The sequence below is a fragment of the Azospirillum sp. NS33 genome (genome assembly GCF_059703765.1).
The window spans coordinates 20678-38597 of record NZ_BAAKJB010000023.1; the positions used below are offsets into that span (position 1 = coordinate 20678).

13 protein-coding genes and 2 tRNA genes are annotated in these 17920 nt (G+C 71.2%); 2 read left to right on the forward strand and 13 right to left on the reverse strand.

Annotated features, from left to right (window positions below; all coding sequences use genetic code 11):
* Positions 1–6: 6 nt before the first annotated feature.
* The 5 genes from AC6H2I_RS19695 to AC6H2I_RS19715 all read right to left on the reverse strand — a co-directional run bounded on the left by AC6H2I_RS19695 (position 7) and on the right by AC6H2I_RS19715 (position 5269).
* Positions 7–243 (reverse strand): type II toxin-antitoxin system Phd/YefM family antitoxin, encoded by a 237-nt coding sequence (locus AC6H2I_RS19695; RefSeq protein ID WP_497502398.1) that lies wholly within the window; start codon positions 241–243, stop codon positions 7–9.
* Between the two features lie 105 nt (positions 244–348).
* Positions 349–600 (reverse strand): AbrB/MazE/SpoVT family DNA-binding domain-containing protein, encoded by a 252-nt coding sequence (locus AC6H2I_RS19700; RefSeq protein ID WP_497502399.1) that lies wholly within the window; start codon positions 598–600, stop codon positions 349–351.
* Positions 601–789: 189 nt separating this feature from the next.
* Positions 790–865: transfer RNA gene (locus AC6H2I_RS19705), tRNA-Lys, on the reverse strand.
* Positions 866–980: 115 nt separating this feature from the next.
* Positions 981–4184: an efflux RND transporter permease subunit gene (locus AC6H2I_RS19710; RefSeq protein ID WP_497502400.1), complete on the reverse strand. Its 3204-nt coding sequence runs from the start codon at positions 4182–4184 to the stop codon at positions 981–983.
* Entirely contained in the window at positions 4181–5269 is a 1089-nt protein-coding gene (locus AC6H2I_RS19715; RefSeq protein WP_497502401.1) for an efflux RND transporter periplasmic adaptor subunit, read from the reverse strand. Before AC6H2I_RS19715 ends, AC6H2I_RS19710 begins: the two co-directional genes overlap by 4 nt.
* 146 nt (positions 5270–5415) lie before the next feature.
* Between AC6H2I_RS19715 and AC6H2I_RS19720 the strand changes: the two genes are divergently transcribed.
* Together AC6H2I_RS19720 and AC6H2I_RS19725 are read left to right on the forward strand one after the other, a co-directional pair.
* Positions 5416–6048, forward strand: a complete 633-nt coding sequence (locus AC6H2I_RS19720; RefSeq protein ID WP_497502402.1) for a TetR/AcrR family transcriptional regulator — start codon at positions 5416–5418, stop codon at positions 6046–6048.
* A gap of 168 nt (positions 6049–6216) precedes the next feature.
* Complete coding sequence (locus tag AC6H2I_RS19725) at positions 6217–7836, forward strand: ABC-F family ATP-binding cassette domain-containing protein (RefSeq protein ID WP_497502403.1); 1620 nt, start codon at positions 6217–6219, stop codon at positions 7834–7836.
* A 33-nt stretch (positions 7837–7869) separates the two neighbouring features.
* Here AC6H2I_RS19725 and AC6H2I_RS19730 read toward each other — a convergent pair whose 3' ends face one another.
* The 8 genes from AC6H2I_RS19730 to AC6H2I_RS19765 all read right to left on the reverse strand — a co-directional run bounded on the left by AC6H2I_RS19730 (position 7870) and on the right by AC6H2I_RS19765 (position 17623).
* On the reverse strand, positions 7870–10716 hold the full coding sequence (locus AC6H2I_RS19730) for a PAS domain S-box protein (protein WP_497502404.1): 2847 nt from the start codon (positions 10714–10716) through the stop codon (positions 7870–7872).
* Between the two features lie 86 nt (positions 10717–10802).
* On the reverse strand, positions 10803–11078 hold the full coding sequence (locus AC6H2I_RS19735; protein WP_497502405.1) for a hypothetical protein: 276 nt from the start codon (positions 11076–11078) through the stop codon (positions 10803–10805).
* A 224-nt stretch (positions 11079–11302) separates the two neighbouring features.
* Positions 11303–11378 (reverse strand) — tRNA-Lys (locus tag AC6H2I_RS19740).
* Between the two features lie 125 nt (positions 11379–11503).
* On the reverse strand, positions 11504–13402 hold the full coding sequence (gene mrdA / locus AC6H2I_RS19745) for a penicillin-binding protein 2 (RefSeq protein WP_497502406.1): 1899 nt from the start codon (positions 13400–13402) through the stop codon (positions 11504–11506).
* A 25-nt stretch (positions 13403–13427) separates the two neighbouring features.
* Positions 13428–13940, reverse strand: a complete 513-nt coding sequence (gene mreD, locus AC6H2I_RS19750) for a rod shape-determining protein MreD (protein WP_497502481.1) — start codon at positions 13938–13940, stop codon at positions 13428–13430.
* The gene (gene mreC, locus AC6H2I_RS19755) at positions 13937–14830 is read right to left on the reverse strand and encodes a rod shape-determining protein MreC (RefSeq protein ID WP_497502407.1); all 894 of its coding nucleotides are present in this window, start codon (positions 14828–14830) and stop codon (positions 13937–13939) included. Before mreC ends, mreD begins: the two co-directional genes overlap by 4 nt.
* Positions 14831–14922: 92 nt before the next feature.
* On the reverse strand, positions 14923–15963 hold the full coding sequence (locus AC6H2I_RS19760) for a rod shape-determining protein (RefSeq protein WP_435536355.1): 1041 nt from the start codon (positions 15961–15963) through the stop codon (positions 14923–14925).
* Positions 15964–16060: 97 nt separating this feature from the next.
* Positions 16061–17623, reverse strand: a complete 1563-nt coding sequence (locus tag AC6H2I_RS19765) for a 2-isopropylmalate synthase (RefSeq protein WP_497502408.1) — start codon at positions 17621–17623, stop codon at positions 16061–16063.
* Between the last annotated feature and the right edge of the window lie 297 nt (positions 17624–17920).

Below are 17920 nucleotides of genomic sequence, written 5' to 3' on the forward strand. Positions count from 1 at the left end.
GACCCATCAGTCACGCCCGTCGAAGAGCGCCGCCGTTTGATCGTCCGGTGCATCGAAATCAGGCGCGATGCAGGTGATCCCCAAGGACCCGGCCGGTTCACGCCGGCGCATCTTCTGGGGCAATGGAACCAGCTTGGCCAGCGGAACACCGTTCTTGGCGATGATGATCTCCTCGCCCGCCGCCGCCCGATCCACCAAACCCGACAGATACGCCTTCGCCTCGCGCAAACCGACCTGTTCCATCGGCCCCCTCCGGCTGACGTCCATGAGATGACGGCACTTGCCACATGAGCCCGACCCGTGGGTCGAAGTCGGTCCAGATGAGGTCGCCGGCGTCGGGCTCATAGGTCACGGCGCGACATCCTCGCGGCCGATCTCCGGTCCCCAGTCGAAGGCCTCGCGCATGGCGTCCGGCGACACGCCGACCAGCAGATCGTCAAGGTTGTAGCGCGGACGCTCGGTCCGGATGACGATCCGGTCGCCCTCCGCCTCGATCTCGACGCGCCCACCCTCGGCCAGTCCAAAACGGGCCGCGATGTCCTTGGGAATGCGAAGTCCGAGGCTGTCGCCCCAACGGGCAAGGAATACCTGCACGCTCACCCCCCAACGATACCCTGCGGATATCCTATATTTGGCAAGGCACAGCCAGCAAGCAACCGGCACGGAAAGTGCCGCTTCCATGTCCCAGACGAGCACCCCCGCCCCGCATGCGATGCGACGGCCGCACAACGCGAAAAGCCCGGCACATGGCCGGGCTTCGCGACAGCGTCGGAACGCTTGGGGTGGCGATGGTGGGTGCACAAGGACTCGAACCTTGGACCCGCTGATTAAGAGTCAGCTGCTCTACCAACTGAGCTATGCACCCGGCGCCACCGGTCCCGCCGGCGGGTGGCCCGCCCGGCGAGGACGGCGGTATAGCAAAGGGCGTCCGGCGTGTCGACAGGAAAGTGACACATCCCCGGACGCCCCTCTCCGCCTCCCTACTCCGCCGCGCAGACCAGCGCCCGGCCGGTCGCACCGGCGGAGGCGCTGGCGTTGGCCGGGACCGCGGCGGCGGCCGACGGCACCTCGACCCGGTACCAGGCGGCGTAGAGGGCCGGCAGGAAGAACAGGGTCAGCACCGTGGCCCCGGCCAGCCCGCCCATGATGGCGACCGCCATCGGCCCCCAGAACACGCTGTGGGTCAGCGGCACCATGGCCAGGATGGCCGCCGCCGCGGTCAGCACGATGGGGCGGGAGCGCCGCACCGTGGCCTCGACGATGCCCGACCAGCGGCTGGCGCCGGCGCGCACGTCCTGCTCGATCTGGTCGACCAGGATGACCGAGTTGCGCATGATGATCCCGGCGAGCGCGATCACCCCGAGCATCGCCACGAAGCCGAAGGGCATGCCGGAGATCAGCAGCGCGGCGGTGACCCCGATCAGCCCCAGCGGCGCCGTCAGCAGCACCAGGGCGAGGCGCGAGAAACTCTGCAGCTGGATCATCAGCGTCACCACCATGATCAGCAGCATGACCGGCAGCATGGCGTTGATCGAGCCCTGACCCTTGGCGCTCTCCTCGATGGCGCCGCCCATGACGATGGCGTAGCCGGCGGGCAGGCCGGCGCGCAGATCCTCCAGGGCCGCGTCGACCCGCTGGCTGACCACCGGCGCCTGCAGCCCGCCGGTCACGTCGGCCTTCACCGTCATGGTGGTGTCGCGCGAGCGCCGCCACAGCACCGGCTCCTCCATCTCGTAGCGCGGCACCGCCACCTGGCCCAGCGGCACCGTGCCGCCGTCGCCGGTGCGGATCACCAGGTCGTCGAGCCGTGCCAGGTCGAGCCGCTCGGCCGCGGGGGTGCGGACGACCACGTCGATCAGCTCCGTCCCCTCGCGGTAGCGGGTGACGGTGATGCCGCCCAGCAGCATCTGCAGCCCCTCCGACAGGTCCTGGCGGGTCACCCCCAGGGCGCGCGCCTTGGCGGCGTCGATCTCCAGGCGGACGCTCTGCGCGCGCTCGCCCCAGTCGAGATGGACGTTGGCGAGGTTGGGGTCGGCGCGCATGCGGTCGCGCACCGCGTCGGCGACGGCGCGCAGCGCCGTGGGGTCGCTGCCGCTGACCCGGAACTGCACGGGGTAGCCGACCGGCGGGCCGTTCTCCAGGCGGCTGACCCGGACGCGCGCCGCGGGGAAGGCGTCGGCGCGGGCCTCCAGGTCGGCGACCACCGCCTCGCGCGCCTCCAGGTCGGTGGTCATCACCACGAACTGGGCGAAGTTGGCGGTGGGCAGCTGCTGGTCCAGCGGCAGATAGAAGCGCGGCGCCCCGGCGCCGGTGTAGGCGGTCCAGTGGGCCACCCCCTCCTCGGCGGCCAGGATCTCCTCCATCCGCGCGACCTCGCCGGCGGTGGCGGCGAAGGACGCGCCCTCGGCCAGGCGGATGTCCACCAGCAGCTCGGGGCGGCTGGCCGACGGGAAGAACTGCTGCTGCACCAGGCCGAACCCCGCCACCGAGAGGGCGAAGACCCCGGCGGTGGCGGCGATCACGCTCCAGCGCCGGCGCACGCAGGCGGTCACCGCGCGGCGCAGCAGGCGGTAGATCCGGCCGTCGTAGACGTCGTGGCCGGCCTCCCCGTGCCCGGCATGGGCGCGCTTGGGCACCGGCAGCAGCACGTAGCCGAGATAGGGCGTGAAGACGACCGCCACCACCCAGGACAGCATCAGCGACAGCCCGACCACCCAGAAGATGGAGTTGGTGTACTCTCCGGCCGCCGAGCGGGCCAGCCCGACCGGCACGAAGCCGGCCGCCGTGACGACGGTGCCGGTCAGCATGGGAAAGGCGGTGGAGGTCCAGGCGAAGGCACCGGCCTGGAGGCGGTCCCAGCCCTGCTCCATCTTCACCACCATCATCTCCACGGCGATGATGGCGTCGTCCACCAGCAACCCCAGGGCGATGATCAGCGCGCCCAGCGAGATGCGCTGGAGGTCGATGCCCAGCAGCAGCATGGCCACCAGGGTCAGCGCCAGCACCAGGGGGACCGCCAGGGCCACCACCACCCCGGTGCGCCAGCCCAGGGTGAGGAAGCTGACCGCCATCACGATGGCCAGCGCCTCGCCCAGCGCCTTCATGAACTCGCCGATGGACTGGTCGACCACCGCCGCCTGGTCAGCCACCTGGAGGATCTCGGCGCCCAGCGGCAGGCCGTCGCGCACCGTCGCCAGCGCCGCGTCCAGCGCCTCGCCCAAGGCCAGGACGTTGCCGCCCGCGGCCATCACCACGCCCAGGCCGATCGCGTCGCGGCCGTCGACCCGCATGGTCTCGCGCCGCGGGTCGATGTAGCCGCGGCGGATCTCCGCCACGTCGCCCAGGGTCAGCAGGCGGCCGCCGGCCTCCAGGGGCAGCGCCTGCACCCGCTCCACCGTGTCCAGCCCCATGTCGACCCGCACCCGCACGCGGGCCGGGCCGGATTCCACCGTCCCCGCCGCGGCCACCGCGTTCTCGCGCTGCAGCGCGGCGACCACCGTGTCGACCGGCAGGCCGAAACTGGCCAGCCGCTGGGCCGACAGCTCGACGTAGACCCGCTCCTCCTGGGGGGCGATGAGGTCGACCTTCGCCACCGCCGGCAGGGTGAGCAGCCGGTCGCGCAGGTCCTCGGCGATTCGCTTGCGCTGCGCCGGGGTGAAGTCCTCGCCCACCACCGCGTAGATGGCCGAGTAGACGTCGCCGAACTCGTCGTTGAAGAACGGCCCCTGCACCCCGGACGGCAGGGTGTGGGCCATGTCGCCCACCTTCTTGCGCGCCTGGTACCACAGGTCGGGAACGCGGTCCGGCGGCGTGAAGTCCTCCAGGGTCAGGAACACGACCGATTCGCCGGGGCGGGAGTAGCTGCGGGCAAAGTCGTAGTGGGGAAGCTGCTCCAGCGTCTTCTCGATCCGGTCGGTCACGAAATGCTCGACCTCCGCCGCGGTGGCGCCGGGCCACAGGGTGCGGATCGTCATCACCTTGAAGGTGAAGGACGGATCCTCCGCCCGCCCCAGGGCACGGTAGGCGATGGCCCCGGACAGCACGCTGGCGATGATCAGGAACAGCACCAGGGTGCGGTGCCGGAGCGCCCAGGCCGACAGGTTGAGCGGGCCGGGAGGCGCGGCCTCGCCGGCGCCGTCCCCGGGGGTCGACTCGCGGTCCGCGGATGCATGGGGTCCGCTCATGGCGCCGGCTCCTCCCACACCCGGACGGTCAGGCCGGGGTCCAGCTTGTGCACGCCGGCGCTGACCACCCGCTCGCCGTCCGCCAACCCGCCGGCCACCACCACCTCGTCGCCGGTCAGCGCGGCGATCTCCACCGGGCGCAGCTCCAGGCGGCCCGCCCGCGGGTCCACCACCCACACCGCCGGGGCGTCGCCGCTCTGGGTCAGCACGGTCATCGGCAGGCGGGCCACCAGGGCGTCGCGCCGCAGCGTCGCCACCAGGGTGGCCGTCATGCCCAGCTTCGCCGCGTCCGGCGGCGCGTCGAGGCTGACCCGCGCCCGGAAGGTGCGGGTGGCGGGGTCGGCGCTGGGCGCCAGCTCGCGCAGCCGGCCGGGCACCGCGACGCCGGGCAGCGCCCACAGCTCCACCGCCAGCGTCCGCCGCTCCAGGTCGGGCAGGCGGTGCTCCGGCACGTCGGCCACCGCCTCCAGCTCGCCCAGTCGGGCGATGCGGAAGGCGGCGGCGCCGGCGGCCACCACCTGCCCCGGCTCCACCAGCGCCGCCGTCACCACCCCGGGACCGTCGGCCTCCAGGGTGGCGTAGGCCGCGGCGTTGACCAGCACGCGCAACCGCGCCTCCGCCTCGCGCACCCGGGCCTCGGCGGTGTCCAGGTCGGCCTTGCGGCGGTCGAACTCCTGCTGGGTCGCCCAGTCGCCGGTGCGCAGGCGCTGGTAGCGGCCGAAATCGGCGCGGGCGTTGGCCGCCTCGGCGCGGGCCGAGGCCAGCTGGGCCTCGGCGGCGCGGACCTGCAGCTCGGTGTCCACCGGGTCGAGCCGGGCCAGCACCGTGCCGGCCTCGACCCGCGCGCCGACGCCGACCCGCCGCTCCACCACCTTGCCGGCGATGCGGAAGCCCACGTCGGCCTCGACCCGCGGCCGGATCACCGCGGGGTAGCGGGCGACGTCGTCGGCCGGCCGCAGCACCACCTCGGCCACCCGCACCGGCCGCGGCCCGGCCACCCCGGGTGCCGCCGACTCCGGTGCCGCCGACTCCGCCTGGCATCCCGCCAGGGCCAGCGCCAACAGCATCACCGGCGCCACCACCATCGGGCGTGCGTGCCCCCTTCCCCTGCCCCGTCCGGACATGGCCGTTCCCCGTTTCCGTCGCTGTACTGAACCGTACCGTACTGCTATCCTTGCGCCATGCCGCGCCCGCGGTCAAGATTAAACGATACAGTTCAGTTCAGATGAATATGACCGCCGCCCCGCCCCCGCCCGGCCCCGCCGACGACCCCAAGGCCGGCAAGATTCTCGCCGCCGCCAAGGCCGCCTTCCTCGACCTCGGCTATTCCGAGACGTCGATGGACATGGTGGCCCAGGCGGCGCGGGTGTCGAAGACCACGCTCTACACCCGCTTTCCGTCGAAGGAGGCGCTGTTCGCCGCCACCATCGCCGCGGAGTGCGAGCGCCGCGGCGCCCGCGTCCGCCCCGACGAGTTCGCGGGGATGGCGACGGAGGAGGCGCTGCTCGCCATCGGCCGGCGCTTCGTCGACCTGGTGTGGTCTCCCGAGGCGCTGCGCATCTACCAGATCGTGGTCGGCGAGGCGCACCGCTTCCCGGAGCTGGCCCGCCTGTACTTCGCGGCCGGGCCGGTCCAGGCCAAGACGGCGGTGGCCAGATGTCTCGCCGATTTCCAGGCCCGCGGCGACCTTCCGGCGGGCGACCCGGTGGTGGCGACGCGGCTGTTCCTGTCGATGCTCCAGAGCGGCCCGTGGTTCGAACTCACCCTGGGCATCGGCATGGCGCCGCCGGTCGAGGAGCGCGACGCCTTCGTGCGGCAGGTGGTGCGGGTGTTCCTGGGCGGCATCGCCGCGGCGTCCTCTTAGGCGGCACCGCCGCCGTCTGTTCCTGGGCGGCACCGCCGCCGTCTGTTCCTGGGCGGCACCGCCGCCGCGGGGCGACGCCGCGCCCCGGCCTCGGGGCGATCGGGACTCTGGCGCGGCGCGCGCGCTGTGGCATAAGGGGCCGACCACGCCACCCACCCCCGGACCCCCATGATCCGCTTCGACAGCATCAGCAAGCACAACAGCCACCGCATCCTGTTCCTGGAGGCGTCGGCGAGCTTGAATCGCGGCGAGAAGGTCGGGCTGGTCGGCCCGAACGGCGCCGGCAAGACGACCCTGTTCCGGCTGATCACCGGCGACGAGCAGCCCGACACCGGCCAGGTCGCGGTCGAGAAGCAGGTCACCATCGGCTACTTCGACCAGGACGTCGGCGAGATGTCCGGGCGCAGCGCGGTGGCCGAGGTGATGGACGGGGCCGGGCCGGTCAGCGCCGTGGCCGCCGAGCTGGCCAGCCTGGAGGCGGCGATGTGCGATCCCGACCACCCGGACATGGACGCGGTCATCGAGCGCTACGGCGAGGCCCAGGCGCGCTTCGAGGAGCTGGGCGGCTACGGGCTGGAGGGCCGGGCGCGCGAGGTGCTGGCCGGGCTCAGCTTCAGCCAGGAGATGATGGACGCCGACGTCGGCGCCCTGTCGGGCGGCTGGAAGATGCGCGTGGCGCTCGCCCGCATCCTGCTGATGCGGCCCGACGCCATGCTGCTGGACGAGCCGAGCAACCACCTGGACCTGGAAAGCCTGATCTGGCTGGAGTCCTTTCTCAAGGACTACGACGGCGCCCTGCTGATGACCTCGCACGACCGCGAGTTCATGAACCGCATCGTCACCAAGATCGTCGAGATCGACGGCGGGGCGCTGACCAGCTACTCCGGCGGCTACGCCTTCTACGAGCAGCAGCGGGCGCTGAACGAGAAGCAGCAGCAGGCCCAGTTCGAGCGCCAGCAGGCGATGCTGGCCAAGGAGCTGAAGTTCATCGAGCGCTTCAAGGCCCGGGCGTCCCACGCCACCCAGGTGCAGAGCCGGGTCAAGAAGCTGGACAAGATCGAGCGGGTCGAGCCGCCGCGCCGCCGCCAGACCGTGGTGTTCGAGTTCCCGCCCGCCCCGCGCTCGGGCGACGACGTGGCGGTGCTGAAGAACGTCCACAAGGGGTATGGCGGGCGCGCCATCTACCAGGGCTTTGACCTGACCATCCGGCGCAAGGAGCGCTGGTGCGTCATGGGGGTGAACGGCGCCGGCAAGTCGACGCTCCTGAAGCTGGTGGCGGGCGCCACCGAGCCCGACGCCGGCAGCGTCGCCGTCGGCGGCAGCGTCAAGATGGGCTATTTCTCGCAGCACGCCATGGAGCTGCTGGACGGCGACAACACGGTGTTCGAGCACCTGGAGGCGTCGTTCCCCCTGGCCGGCCAGGGGGCGCTGCGGGCGCTGGCCGGCTGTTTCGGCTTTTCCGGCGACGACGTGGAGAAGAGGTGCCGCGTCCTGTCGGGCGGCGAGAAGGCGCGGTTGGTGATGGCGACCATGCTGTTCGACCCGCCGAACTTCCTGGTGCTCGACGAGCCGACCAACCACCTCGACCTCGACACCAAGCAGATGCTGATCGCGGCGCTCGCCGCCTACGAGGGCACCATGCTGTTCGTGTCGCACGACCGCCATTTCCTGGCGGCGCTGTCGAACCGGGTGCTGGAGCTGACGCCGGAAGGCGTCCACCAGTACGGCGGCGGCTACACCGAATACGTGGCCAGCACCGGGCAGGAGGCGCCGGGCCTGCGGAGCTGACTCCGGTGGGCGGCGGGCGGCGGGCGGGGCCGCTTACCGGTCGTCCGCCAGGATGCCGTCGAGAGCGTCGCCGAGTTGTCGCGGCGTGACCGGCTTGTAGATCACGTGGAGGCGGTGCGCCCGCGCGTCCTGCTCCGCCTCGCGTCCCGTCTCGCCGGTCAGGATGATGCCCGGGAGTTCGGCGCCGTAGGCCTCGCGCACGCGCAGGATCGCTTCGGTCCCGTTCCGCTCCTCGCGCAGGCGGTAGTCGGCGATCACGATGACCGGCCGCCGTTCGTGGCCCCGAAGCGCGGCCAGCGCCCGGTCGGTTGAGTTGGCGGCCAGCACGTCGTAGCCCCACCCCTCGAAGGTCGCCTTCAACCCGAGCAGCACGATGGCGTCGTCGTCGACCAGCACGACCAGCCGGCCGTTGCCCGCCACCTCGATGGTCGCCGCGGCGGGCGGCTGCGGCACGGCCCGGCCGAGTGGCACCACGACGGAAAACACCGATCCTTCGCCCCATGTCGAGCGCACCTCCACCGGATGCTCCAGGAGGGTCGAGAGACGCTGGACGATGGCGAGCCCGAGGCCGAGGCCGCGGTTGCGGTCGCGCTCAGGGTTGCCGACCTGGTGGAACTCCTCCCAGATCCGCTCCAGATGCTCGCCGGGGATGCCGATGCCGGTGTCGGCGACCTCGATGCGCAGCGCGTTCCCCGTCCTGTGGCAGGCGATGGTGATGCGGCCGCGGTCGGTGTAGCGCAGCGCGTTCTCCACCAGATTGCGCACCATCCGCGCCAGCAGCGTGGGGTCGCTGCGCACCGCCGCCTCGCACGGCATCACGCGCAGGTCCAAGCCTTTGGCCGCGGCGACCGGCCGGTAGGCGCTGCCGATCTGTTCGACCACCTGTCCGACGGCGAAATCCTCGACCGCGGGCTGGACGATGCCGGCGTCGAGACGCGAGACGTCGAGCAGGCTGTCCAGCAGGTCGCGCAGGGCATCGAGCCCGCGCCCCAGGTGCTTGAGCGCATCCTGCCCCTGGGGGGCGACGTGCGGCTTCAGCACGTCCAGGAACAGCAGCAGCGACTGCATGGGCTGGCGCAGGTCGTGGCTGGCCGCCGCCAGGAAGCGCGACTTGGAGCGGTTCGCGGTCTCGGCCGCGCGGCGCGCCTCCTCGGCCGTGTCGTGCGCCGCCCGCAGCTCCGCCTCCGCCTCCTTGCGGTCATGGATGTCGGTCGACGCGCCGAACCACCGGACGATGGCGCCGCTGTGGGGATCGCGAAACGGCTCGCCACGGACCAGGAACCAGCGGTAGCGGCCGTCCTTCCCGCGGATGCGGTGCTCGACACGGTAGGTGCCGCCGGTCCGCCGGGCCTCCTCGAACCGGTCCATCGTCAGCGCCGCGTCGTCGGGATGGACGAAGCCGGCGGCGACCTCCCGCGCCGTCCCGGGCTTCTCGGCGATCCCGGTGTAGTCGGACCATTGGGTGTTGAAGAACTCCACCCGTCCCTCGGCGTCGGTGATCCAGACGATCTGCGGAACCGCGTCGGCCATCAGCCGGAACCGCTCTTCGCTCTCGCGGAGCGCCGTTTCCGCCGCCTTGCGGTCCGTGACGTCGCTGGCCGCGCCGAACCACTCGTCGATTTCGCCGTCACGCCCCAGGATCGGCACCGCCCGCGACAGCGTCCACCCCAAGGACCCGTCGGCCCGTCGGACCCGGTGCTCCATCTCGAAGACGCCCTTCGTCCGGATCGCCTCCTGGACCGCCCGCCAGACCCGCGGCTGATCGCCGGGGTGGATGTACTCGGTCCACCAGGCCGTGGTGGGGCTTTGCGTGCCGCTGAGAAAGCCGCCGCCGTCGAGTTGGCGCAATTCGGTCCAGTCCGCGTTCATGCGATAGAGCACGTAGGACGTCGCGTTCACCAGGGCCCGGAGCCGCTCCTCGCTTCGGCGCAGGTCGGCCTCGGCGCGTGCCCGTTCCACGGACTGCCAGGTCCGTTCGGCGACCTCCCCGGCAAGGGCGACGTCGGCGGCGGACCATCGGCGCGGCAGGCGGCTGTGGGCCGACATCACCGCGACCAGCCGGCCCGCCTTGATCAGCGGCAGGCTCATCACGGCGCCGATGCCTCTCCGCGCAAAACTGGCGACGGCGCTCGGCGTCGCCGTGCGCGGATCATGCCGGACGTCGTCGATGACCACGGTCTCGCCGCGCCTCAGGACGGCGACGAGCGCGGGACCGAAATCCTCCATCCGATGACGGCCGATGCTGCTGGGCACGGTGCCGTCGTTCCATTCCCGCTCAATGGTGGCGAAGACACCGGCATCGTCGACACCGGCGTAGAGCACCTGACCGGCGCCCAGGTGGTCGCCCAGCATCGCCGAGGCGGTGGCCATGACGCCGTTCGGATCGGAAAGCCCACGCAGGCGATCGTCGAGCAGCCCCCGGAACGCGGCGCGGCGGTCGGCGAACACCCGTTCCGTGATCTCCACGCAGGCGCAATAGACGCCGCTCACCCGCCCCTCCGGGTGCTGGTCATCGGCGGCCTCGCGCACCGGCGCGTAGAAGAAGGAGAAATGCGTTTCCTCCGGATACCCCTTGCGGACCATGACCAGCTCGAGGTCGTCCATGTAGGTCGGTTCACCGGCGTAGCCGCGGTCCATGATCGGCCCGACGCTGTCGACGAGTTCCGACCATGCCTCGAAGAAGGGGCGGCCGAGGGCGGCGGGATGCTTGTTGCCGAGGATCTCGGCATAGGCATCGTTGTAAAGCATGGCGCGCTCGGGGCCCCAGGCGACGAACATCGCCTGATTGGCGGCAAGCATCAGGCCGGTCACCGTCTTCAGGGGCTGCGGCCACCCGTCCGGTGGACCGAGGGGCGAGCGGGACCAGTCGTGCGCACGCATGCGCGCTCCCATCCCGCCACCACCAACGAGGAAGCCGGACCCGCAGCCCGCGGTGCCGGCCGGCGGCGCGGCGGACGCAGGGCCGGTCATCGCGCGCCGCCGCTGCCGACGCGATCGCGCCAGACCCGCGCTCGACGTGCGGCGGCGGCGATCCGGCGATCGCCGCTCTCTTCGTCGTCCGGCCCCGGGACGTCGGCGGAGCGCAACGCCTCCAGCACCAGGGAGCGCACGGTCGTGCCGCGTCGCTCCGCCTCGGTGCGAATGGCGTTCCGCGCGCGGCCACTGACCATGACGCAACGCTGCACGTCGCGGGGCGCCGCCGACGCGCCGCTCACATCCTTCGTTTCCTCACGCGCGGTCATCGTTCTTCCGGACGTTGGCACTTCCGGGAAAGCCTAGCGAGGGCCGTCACCGGGCGCACCCGATCTTTGAGCGTATTTCCGATGGTCGCCGTGCCGGAACGCTCCGCCAATCGGCAGCATCGGGCTGTGGCTCCCAGCGTCCGCGGATGCCCCCGGCAGCGAACGCGAGAAGCCCGGCGCAGGGGCCGGGCGTCGCGACAGCGCTGGAACGCATGGGATGGCGATGGTGGGTGCACAAGGACTCGAACCTTGGACCCGCTGATTAAGAGTCAGCTGCTCTACCAACTGAGCTATGCACCCATCGCCGCTGCGGTCGGCGGAGCGTCCCGAAGGCGTCTCCCGACCGGCGAGGCCCGCGTTATAGCGAAGCGGTCCCGGGTTGTCGACAGCAAATCCGCAGCGCCGGGCAGATTGCCGGCGCCCGCTCAGCCCGGCGTGCCGGTGCCGCCGGGCAGGCCGAAGGGCTGCGGCGCGTCGGCCACCGAGGCACGGCCGGGGTCGCGCTTCTGGCACTCCAGCAGGATGTCGCGGGCAATCGGCGCCGCCACCGCCGAGCCGCCGCCGCCGTGCTCGACGATGATCGAGCAGGCGTAGCGCGGCGCGTGCACCGGGGCGAAGGCCACGAACAGGGCGTGGTCGCGCTCGCGCCACGGCAACTGCTCGTTCTTCAGCACCCCGCCGGCGCGCTCGGCCATGGTGATGCGGCGCACCTGGGCGGTGCCGGTCTTGCCGGCCAGCTCGAATCCCGGCTCCTTGATGCGGGCGCGGAAGGCGGTGCCGTTGGCGCTGTTGGACACCTCGTTCATGCCGCGCAGCACGACGTCCAGGTTCTCCTTCCTCACGCCGATGGCCGGCCAGGTCGTCTGCTCGTGGGGGCCCAGCTTGATCTGCTTGGTCAGGTGCGGGCGGATGGCGTAGCCGCCGTTGGCCAGGCGGGCGGTCATCACCGCCAGCTGCAAGGGCGTGGTCAGCACGTAGCCCTGGCCGATCGAGGCGATCAGCGTCTCGCCCGGCTGCCAGGTGTTGCCGATCCGCCCCAGCTTCCAGTCCCGGGTGGGGATCAGGCCCGGCCGCTCGTGGGGCAGGTCGAGGCCCAGCGGCTGGCCCAGGCCGAAACGGTTGGCCATCTCGGCGATGCGGTCGATGCCGATGCGCCGCGCCACGTCGTAGAAGAACACGTCGCACGAATGGCGCAGCCCCCCCACCATGTCGACGGTGCCGTGGCCGCCCCGCTTCCAGCAGTGGAAGCGGTGGTCGCCCAGGTCCATGTGGCCGGGGCAGAAAGCGGTGTGGCGCGGCCCGATCAGCCCCGATTCCAGCGCCGCCAGCGCCACCACCATCTTGAAGGTGGAGCCCGGCGCGTACTGCCCGGCCACCGCCTTGTTGGACAGCGGGTTGGTCGGGTTGGACAGCAGCTCCTCCCACAGCTCGGCGCTGATGCCCATGGGGAACTGGTTGGGGTCGTAGCTGGGGTGGGAGGCCAGCGCGTAGATGCCGCCGGTGTGGACGTCCATCACCACGCAGGCCGCGCTCTGCTCCTGGGACAGGCGGGACTGGACGAACTGCTGCAACCCGATGTCGACGGTCAGCTGGACCTCGCGGCCCGGCTGGCCCTCGTCGCGCGACAGCTCGCGGATCACCCGCCCCACCGCGTTGACCTCGAGCTGGCTGGTGCCGGCGGTGCCGCGCAGCGCCTTCTCGTGGAACTTCTCGATGCCGCTCTTGCCGATGCGGAAGCCGGGCAGCGACAGCACGGGGTCGCCGTTCAGCTCCGACTCCGACACCGCCCCGACATAGCCCAGCACATGGGCGATGGAATCGGCGTAGGGGTAGTAGCGGATCTCGCCCACCTCGATCGACACGCCGGGCAGGTCGGGGGTGTTCAGCTCGATGGTGGCGACCTGCTCCCAGGTCAGGTTCTCGCGCACGGTGACCGGCACGTAGCGGCGCTTCTTCTGCACCTCGCGCAGGACGCGGCGGCGGTCCGCCTCGGTCAGCGGCACGATGCGGGAGATCTTGTCCAGGGTCTCCGACACGTCCGAGGTCCGCTCGGCCACCACCACCACGCGGTAGTTCTGCTGGTTGATGGCCAGCGGGATGCCGAAGCGGTCGACGATCGGCCCGCGCGACGGCGCCACCAGGCGCAGGCTGATGCGGTTCTCCTCGGCCAGCATGGTGTACTTCTGCGACTCGACAACCTGCAGGTAGTAGAGCCGCCCCGCCAGCGCCGACACCAGCCCGACCTTCATCCCGCCCAGCACCAGGGTGCGCCGGGTCAGGCTGCGGTAGCGGTCGGTGTCACGGTCCATCGACGACCCCGCCATCACGCCTCCGCCTCGCCCGCCGCGGTCATGGCTGGAGGAACGCGCGGTGGATGCGGATGAACAGCCACGCGAACACCGGGAACAGGATCAGCGTCAGCAGCGCCTGGAAGAACGCGGCCTCGTAGGGCAGGACGGTGGCGTAGTAGGCGCTCAGGGCCGCCCACTGCACCACCGACGCGCCGATCGCCACGGTGGCGAAGCCGAACCACATCAGCGCGAAGGTGCTGGCCAGGAAGACGCGGCGCTGGTTCAGCACCAGCCAGTAGGCCAGCACCAGCACCAGCGCGGTCATCCCCAGGGGCGCCCCGCTCAGCAGGTCCTGCAGCAGCCCCACCGCGAACACGGCGGCCGGGCGCAGCAGGTCGGGACGGTGGATCGCCCAGTAATAGACCGCCATCAGGGTGAGCGCCGGGGCCACCTGGGTGAAGGCGGGGATGTGCAGCGGCACCATGCCCAGCAGGACCAGCATCACCGTCACCGCGAAGGGCGCCAGATTGCGGCCCGCCCGGTCGAGGCGCTGCCACCAGGTCAGCGTCATTTCCACTCGGCGAGACCTTCCATGCCGCCGGCGGCGCCCTCGGCGGCGGCCGCCGCCGCGGCGCCGAACTCGACCAGGCGCAGGTGCTCGATCCGCGACAGGTCGGCGATCGGCGTGACCTTGACGCCGCGCTCGCCGACCGAGGCCACCACGCCGATCGGGATGCCCGGCGGGAACAGGCCGCCATGGCCCGAGGTGACCACCCGCTCGCCCGTCGCCACCGGTGATTCCGGCGGCAGGTACATCAGCTTGGGCTGGTCTGTGTTGTCACCGGCCAGCACCGCGCGCAGGCGCGAGCCCTCCAAGGTCACCGGGATGCGGGAGTTGATGTCGGTGATGAGCAGCACCCGGGACGACCACTCGCCGACCTCGACGGCGCGGCCGACCATGCCCGGCCCGGCGATGGCCGCCTGCCCCTTCTTCACCCCGTCACGCCGCCCGGCGGTCACCACCAGGGTGCGGAAGAACGACCCGCCGGGCGACGCGATGACCCGGGCCGAGATGTAGGAGGCCGCCGGTTCCGGCGCGTAGCGCAGCAGCGAGCGCAGGGAGTTGTTCTCGCCCTCCAGGCGCAGCGCCGCCTGCTTCCATTGCAGCAGCCGGGCGTTCTCGGCGCGCAGGCGCTGGTTCTCCTCGAACACGTTCTGCATCTGCACCACCGACTCGACGGCGCGGGCGGCCGTCGCGGCGGGCCGCGACAGCGCCTCGAGGATGGGGGCGAAGGCGTCGGTCACGCGTGTGCGGAGATTGTCGACGAACACCGCGTCCACTTTCCCCGTCATCATCAGCGCCAGCGACGCCAGGATAAGCAGAAGGAAAGAAAAACGCTGGGCGAGGGCCCGCAGCGGTGCCGCCAGACGCACAACGGATCCGGAGGTTCGTGGCTTCACTGGATGATCCCGTCCAGGAATGCGAACTCCCCCGGACTTGCGGCAGTGTCGTCACCGCAAGTACGGAGGCAACAGACCTGAGAATTACACGATCAGTAAGCGCTGACCAAGACGTTTCTCAGGGTTTTCATCTCTTCCAGGGCACGGCCGGTCCCCAGGGCGACGCAACTCAGGGGATCGTCGGCGATCGACACCGGCAGGCCGGTGGCGTGGCGCAGGACGAAGTCCAGATTGCCCAGCAGCGCGCCGCCGCCGGTCAGGACAATGCCCTTGTCGACGATGTCGGCGGCCAGCTCGGGCGCGGTGTGCTCCAACGCCACCTTGACCGCCTCGACGATGGCCGAGACCGGCTCGGCCAGGGATTCCGCGATCTGGCGCTCGGAGATGATGAGCTCCTTGGGCACGCCGTTCATCAGGTCGCGGCCCTTGATCTCGAGGATGCGGCCCTCGCCGTCCTCGGGCGGGCAGGCGGAGCCGATCTCCTTCTTGATCCGCTCGGCCGAGCCCTCACCCACCAGCAGGTTGTGGGCACGGCGGATGTAGCCGATGATCGCCTCGTCCATCTTGTCGCCGCCGACCCGCACCGAACGCGAGTAGACGATGCCGCCCAGCGACAGCACCGCCACCTCGGTGGTGCCGCCGCCGATGTCGACAACCATCGACCCGGTCGGCTCGGTCACCGGCAGGCCGGCGCCGATCGCCGCGGCCATCGGCTCCTCGATCAGGAAGACGCGGCGCGCGCCGGCGGCCTCGGCCGATTCCTGGATGGCCCGGCGCTCCACCGCGGTGGAACCGGAGGGCACGCAGATGATCACCTGCGGGCTGGCGAAGCTGCGCCGGTTGTGCACCTTGCGGATGAAGTGCTTGATCATCTCCTCGGCGACTTCGAAATCGGCGATCACGCCGTCGCGCAAGGGACGGATCGCCTGGATGTTGCCAGGGGTGCGCCCCAGCATCATCTTGGCCTCGTCACCGACCGCCAGCACCTGCTTCTTGCCGCGGACGTTGGCGATGGCGACCACCGAGGGCTCGTTGAGGACGATGCCGCGGCCCTTGACGTAGACCAGGGTGTTGGCCGTCCCCAGATCGATTGCCATGTCGGCGGACAAAACGCCGAGTAGTTTGGAAAGCATGGACCCGACTAGCTCTTCATGTTGAGACGGCCTGACCGGAGACGATAGGGATCGACCGCTGCGGTCCCCGGTTCCATAGACGAACGTCGATTTGCGCTCAAGCGGAGAGTGCGTCCGGTGCGGCCTTCTGCCGCTTAACCAGGAGTTTGTTCAGGGCGTGGACGTAGGCCCGGGCCGACGCCACCAGCGTGTCGCTGTCGGCCCCCTGCCCGTTCACCGTGCGCCCCTGCTCCTCCAGCCGCACCGTCACCTCCGCCTGGGCGTCGGTGCCGGCGGTGACCGCGTGAACCTGGTACAGTTGCAGGCGCGCGGCATGGGTCACCAGCGCGCCGATGGCGTTGAAGGTGGCGTCCACCGGCCCGTTGCCGGTGGCGGTGGTCGCCGCCGTGGTGCCGTCCACCTCCAGCTCCAGGGTGGCGGTCTGCGGTCCCTTGGACCCGGCCACCACCGCCAGCGACACGAAGCGGATGCGGTCGTCCTCGTGGCCGATCCCGTCGTCGACCAGGGCGACGATGTCCTCGTCGAACACGTCCTTCTTCTTGTCCGCGAGGTCCTTGAAGCGCCGGAACGCCTCGTCCAGCGCCGCGTCGGTCAGCTCGTAGCCGAGCTCGCGCAGCTTGGAGCGGAAGGCGTTGCGCCCGGAATGCTTGCCCATCACCAGGGTCGAGCGGTTCAGCCCCACCGACTCCGGCGTCATGATCTCGTAGGTCTGGGCGTGCTTGAGCATGCCGTCCTGGTGGATGCCCGACTCGTGGGCGAAGGCGTTGGCGCCGACGATCGCCTTGTTGGGCTGGACCACGAAGCCGGTCACCGCCGACACCAGCCGCGACGCCTTCATGATCGCCTCGGAGGCGATGTTGGTGCGGTACGGCAGGCGGTCGGCCCGGGTGCGCAGGGCCATGACGATCTCTTCCAGCGCGGCGTTGCCGGCGCGCTCGCCCAGGCCGTTGATGGTGCACTCCACCTGGCGGGCGCCGGCAGCGACCCCGGCCAGGGAGTTGGCGACCGCGAGGCCGAGGTCGTTGTGGCAGTGGACCGAGACGATGGCCTTGTCGATGTTCGGCACCCGGTCGAACAGCATGGCGATCAGCGCCCCGAACTCGTCGGGAACGGCGTAGCCCACGGTGTCCGGGATGTTGATGGTGCGCGCCCCGGCGGCGATCGCCGTCTCGACGCAGCGGCACAGGAAATCGGGCTCGGTGCGCGCCCCGTCCTCGGCCGACCATTCCACGTCGTCGACCAGGGTGCGGGCGAAGGTGACGCTGTCGCGCACCGCCTGCACCACCGCGTCCGGCGCCATCTGCAGCTTGTATTTCATGTGCAGCGGGCTGGTGGAGATGAAGGTGTGGATGCGCTTGCGCGCGGCCGGGGCCAGCGCCTCGGCGCAGCCCTCGATGTCGCGCCTGGTGGCGCGCGCCAGGCCGCAGACGGTGGCGGTGCGGACCAGCCGGGCGATGCCCTGGACGGCGTCGAAATCGCCCCGCGAGGCGACGGGGAAGCCCGCCTCGATGACGTCGACCCCCATCTCCTCCAGCACCAGGGCGATGCGCCGCTTCTCCTCCAGGTTCATCGAGGCGCCCGGCGACTGCTCGCCGTCGCGCAGCGTCGTGTCGAAGATGACGACCGTATCGCCGGCGCCGTCGCTGTGGGGAGGTGTCATGCGCTTCGGGTCCTCGGCTGAGCCGTGCGGTGGCGGTGCCGTGCAGGGTGTGACGAGTCGGCGGGGTGATGCCGCCGCGGGGCGGGTGTTGCACCGCGGGAACCCGACCTTGCCCGCCCAGGGTTAACATTCCGTCAAGCCGGGAAGGCCGCGCTGTTCTAGGCCGATTCGCGCAGGCCCCGCAACGCCATTCGTGTCGCGAAAGTGACAGCGGGCACCGAAAGGGGGCCGCCGCCGCGCGCCGGGAGCGGCGGCGTTGCGACGGAAGAGGCCGGGGGGCTCGCCATCCGGACAGGC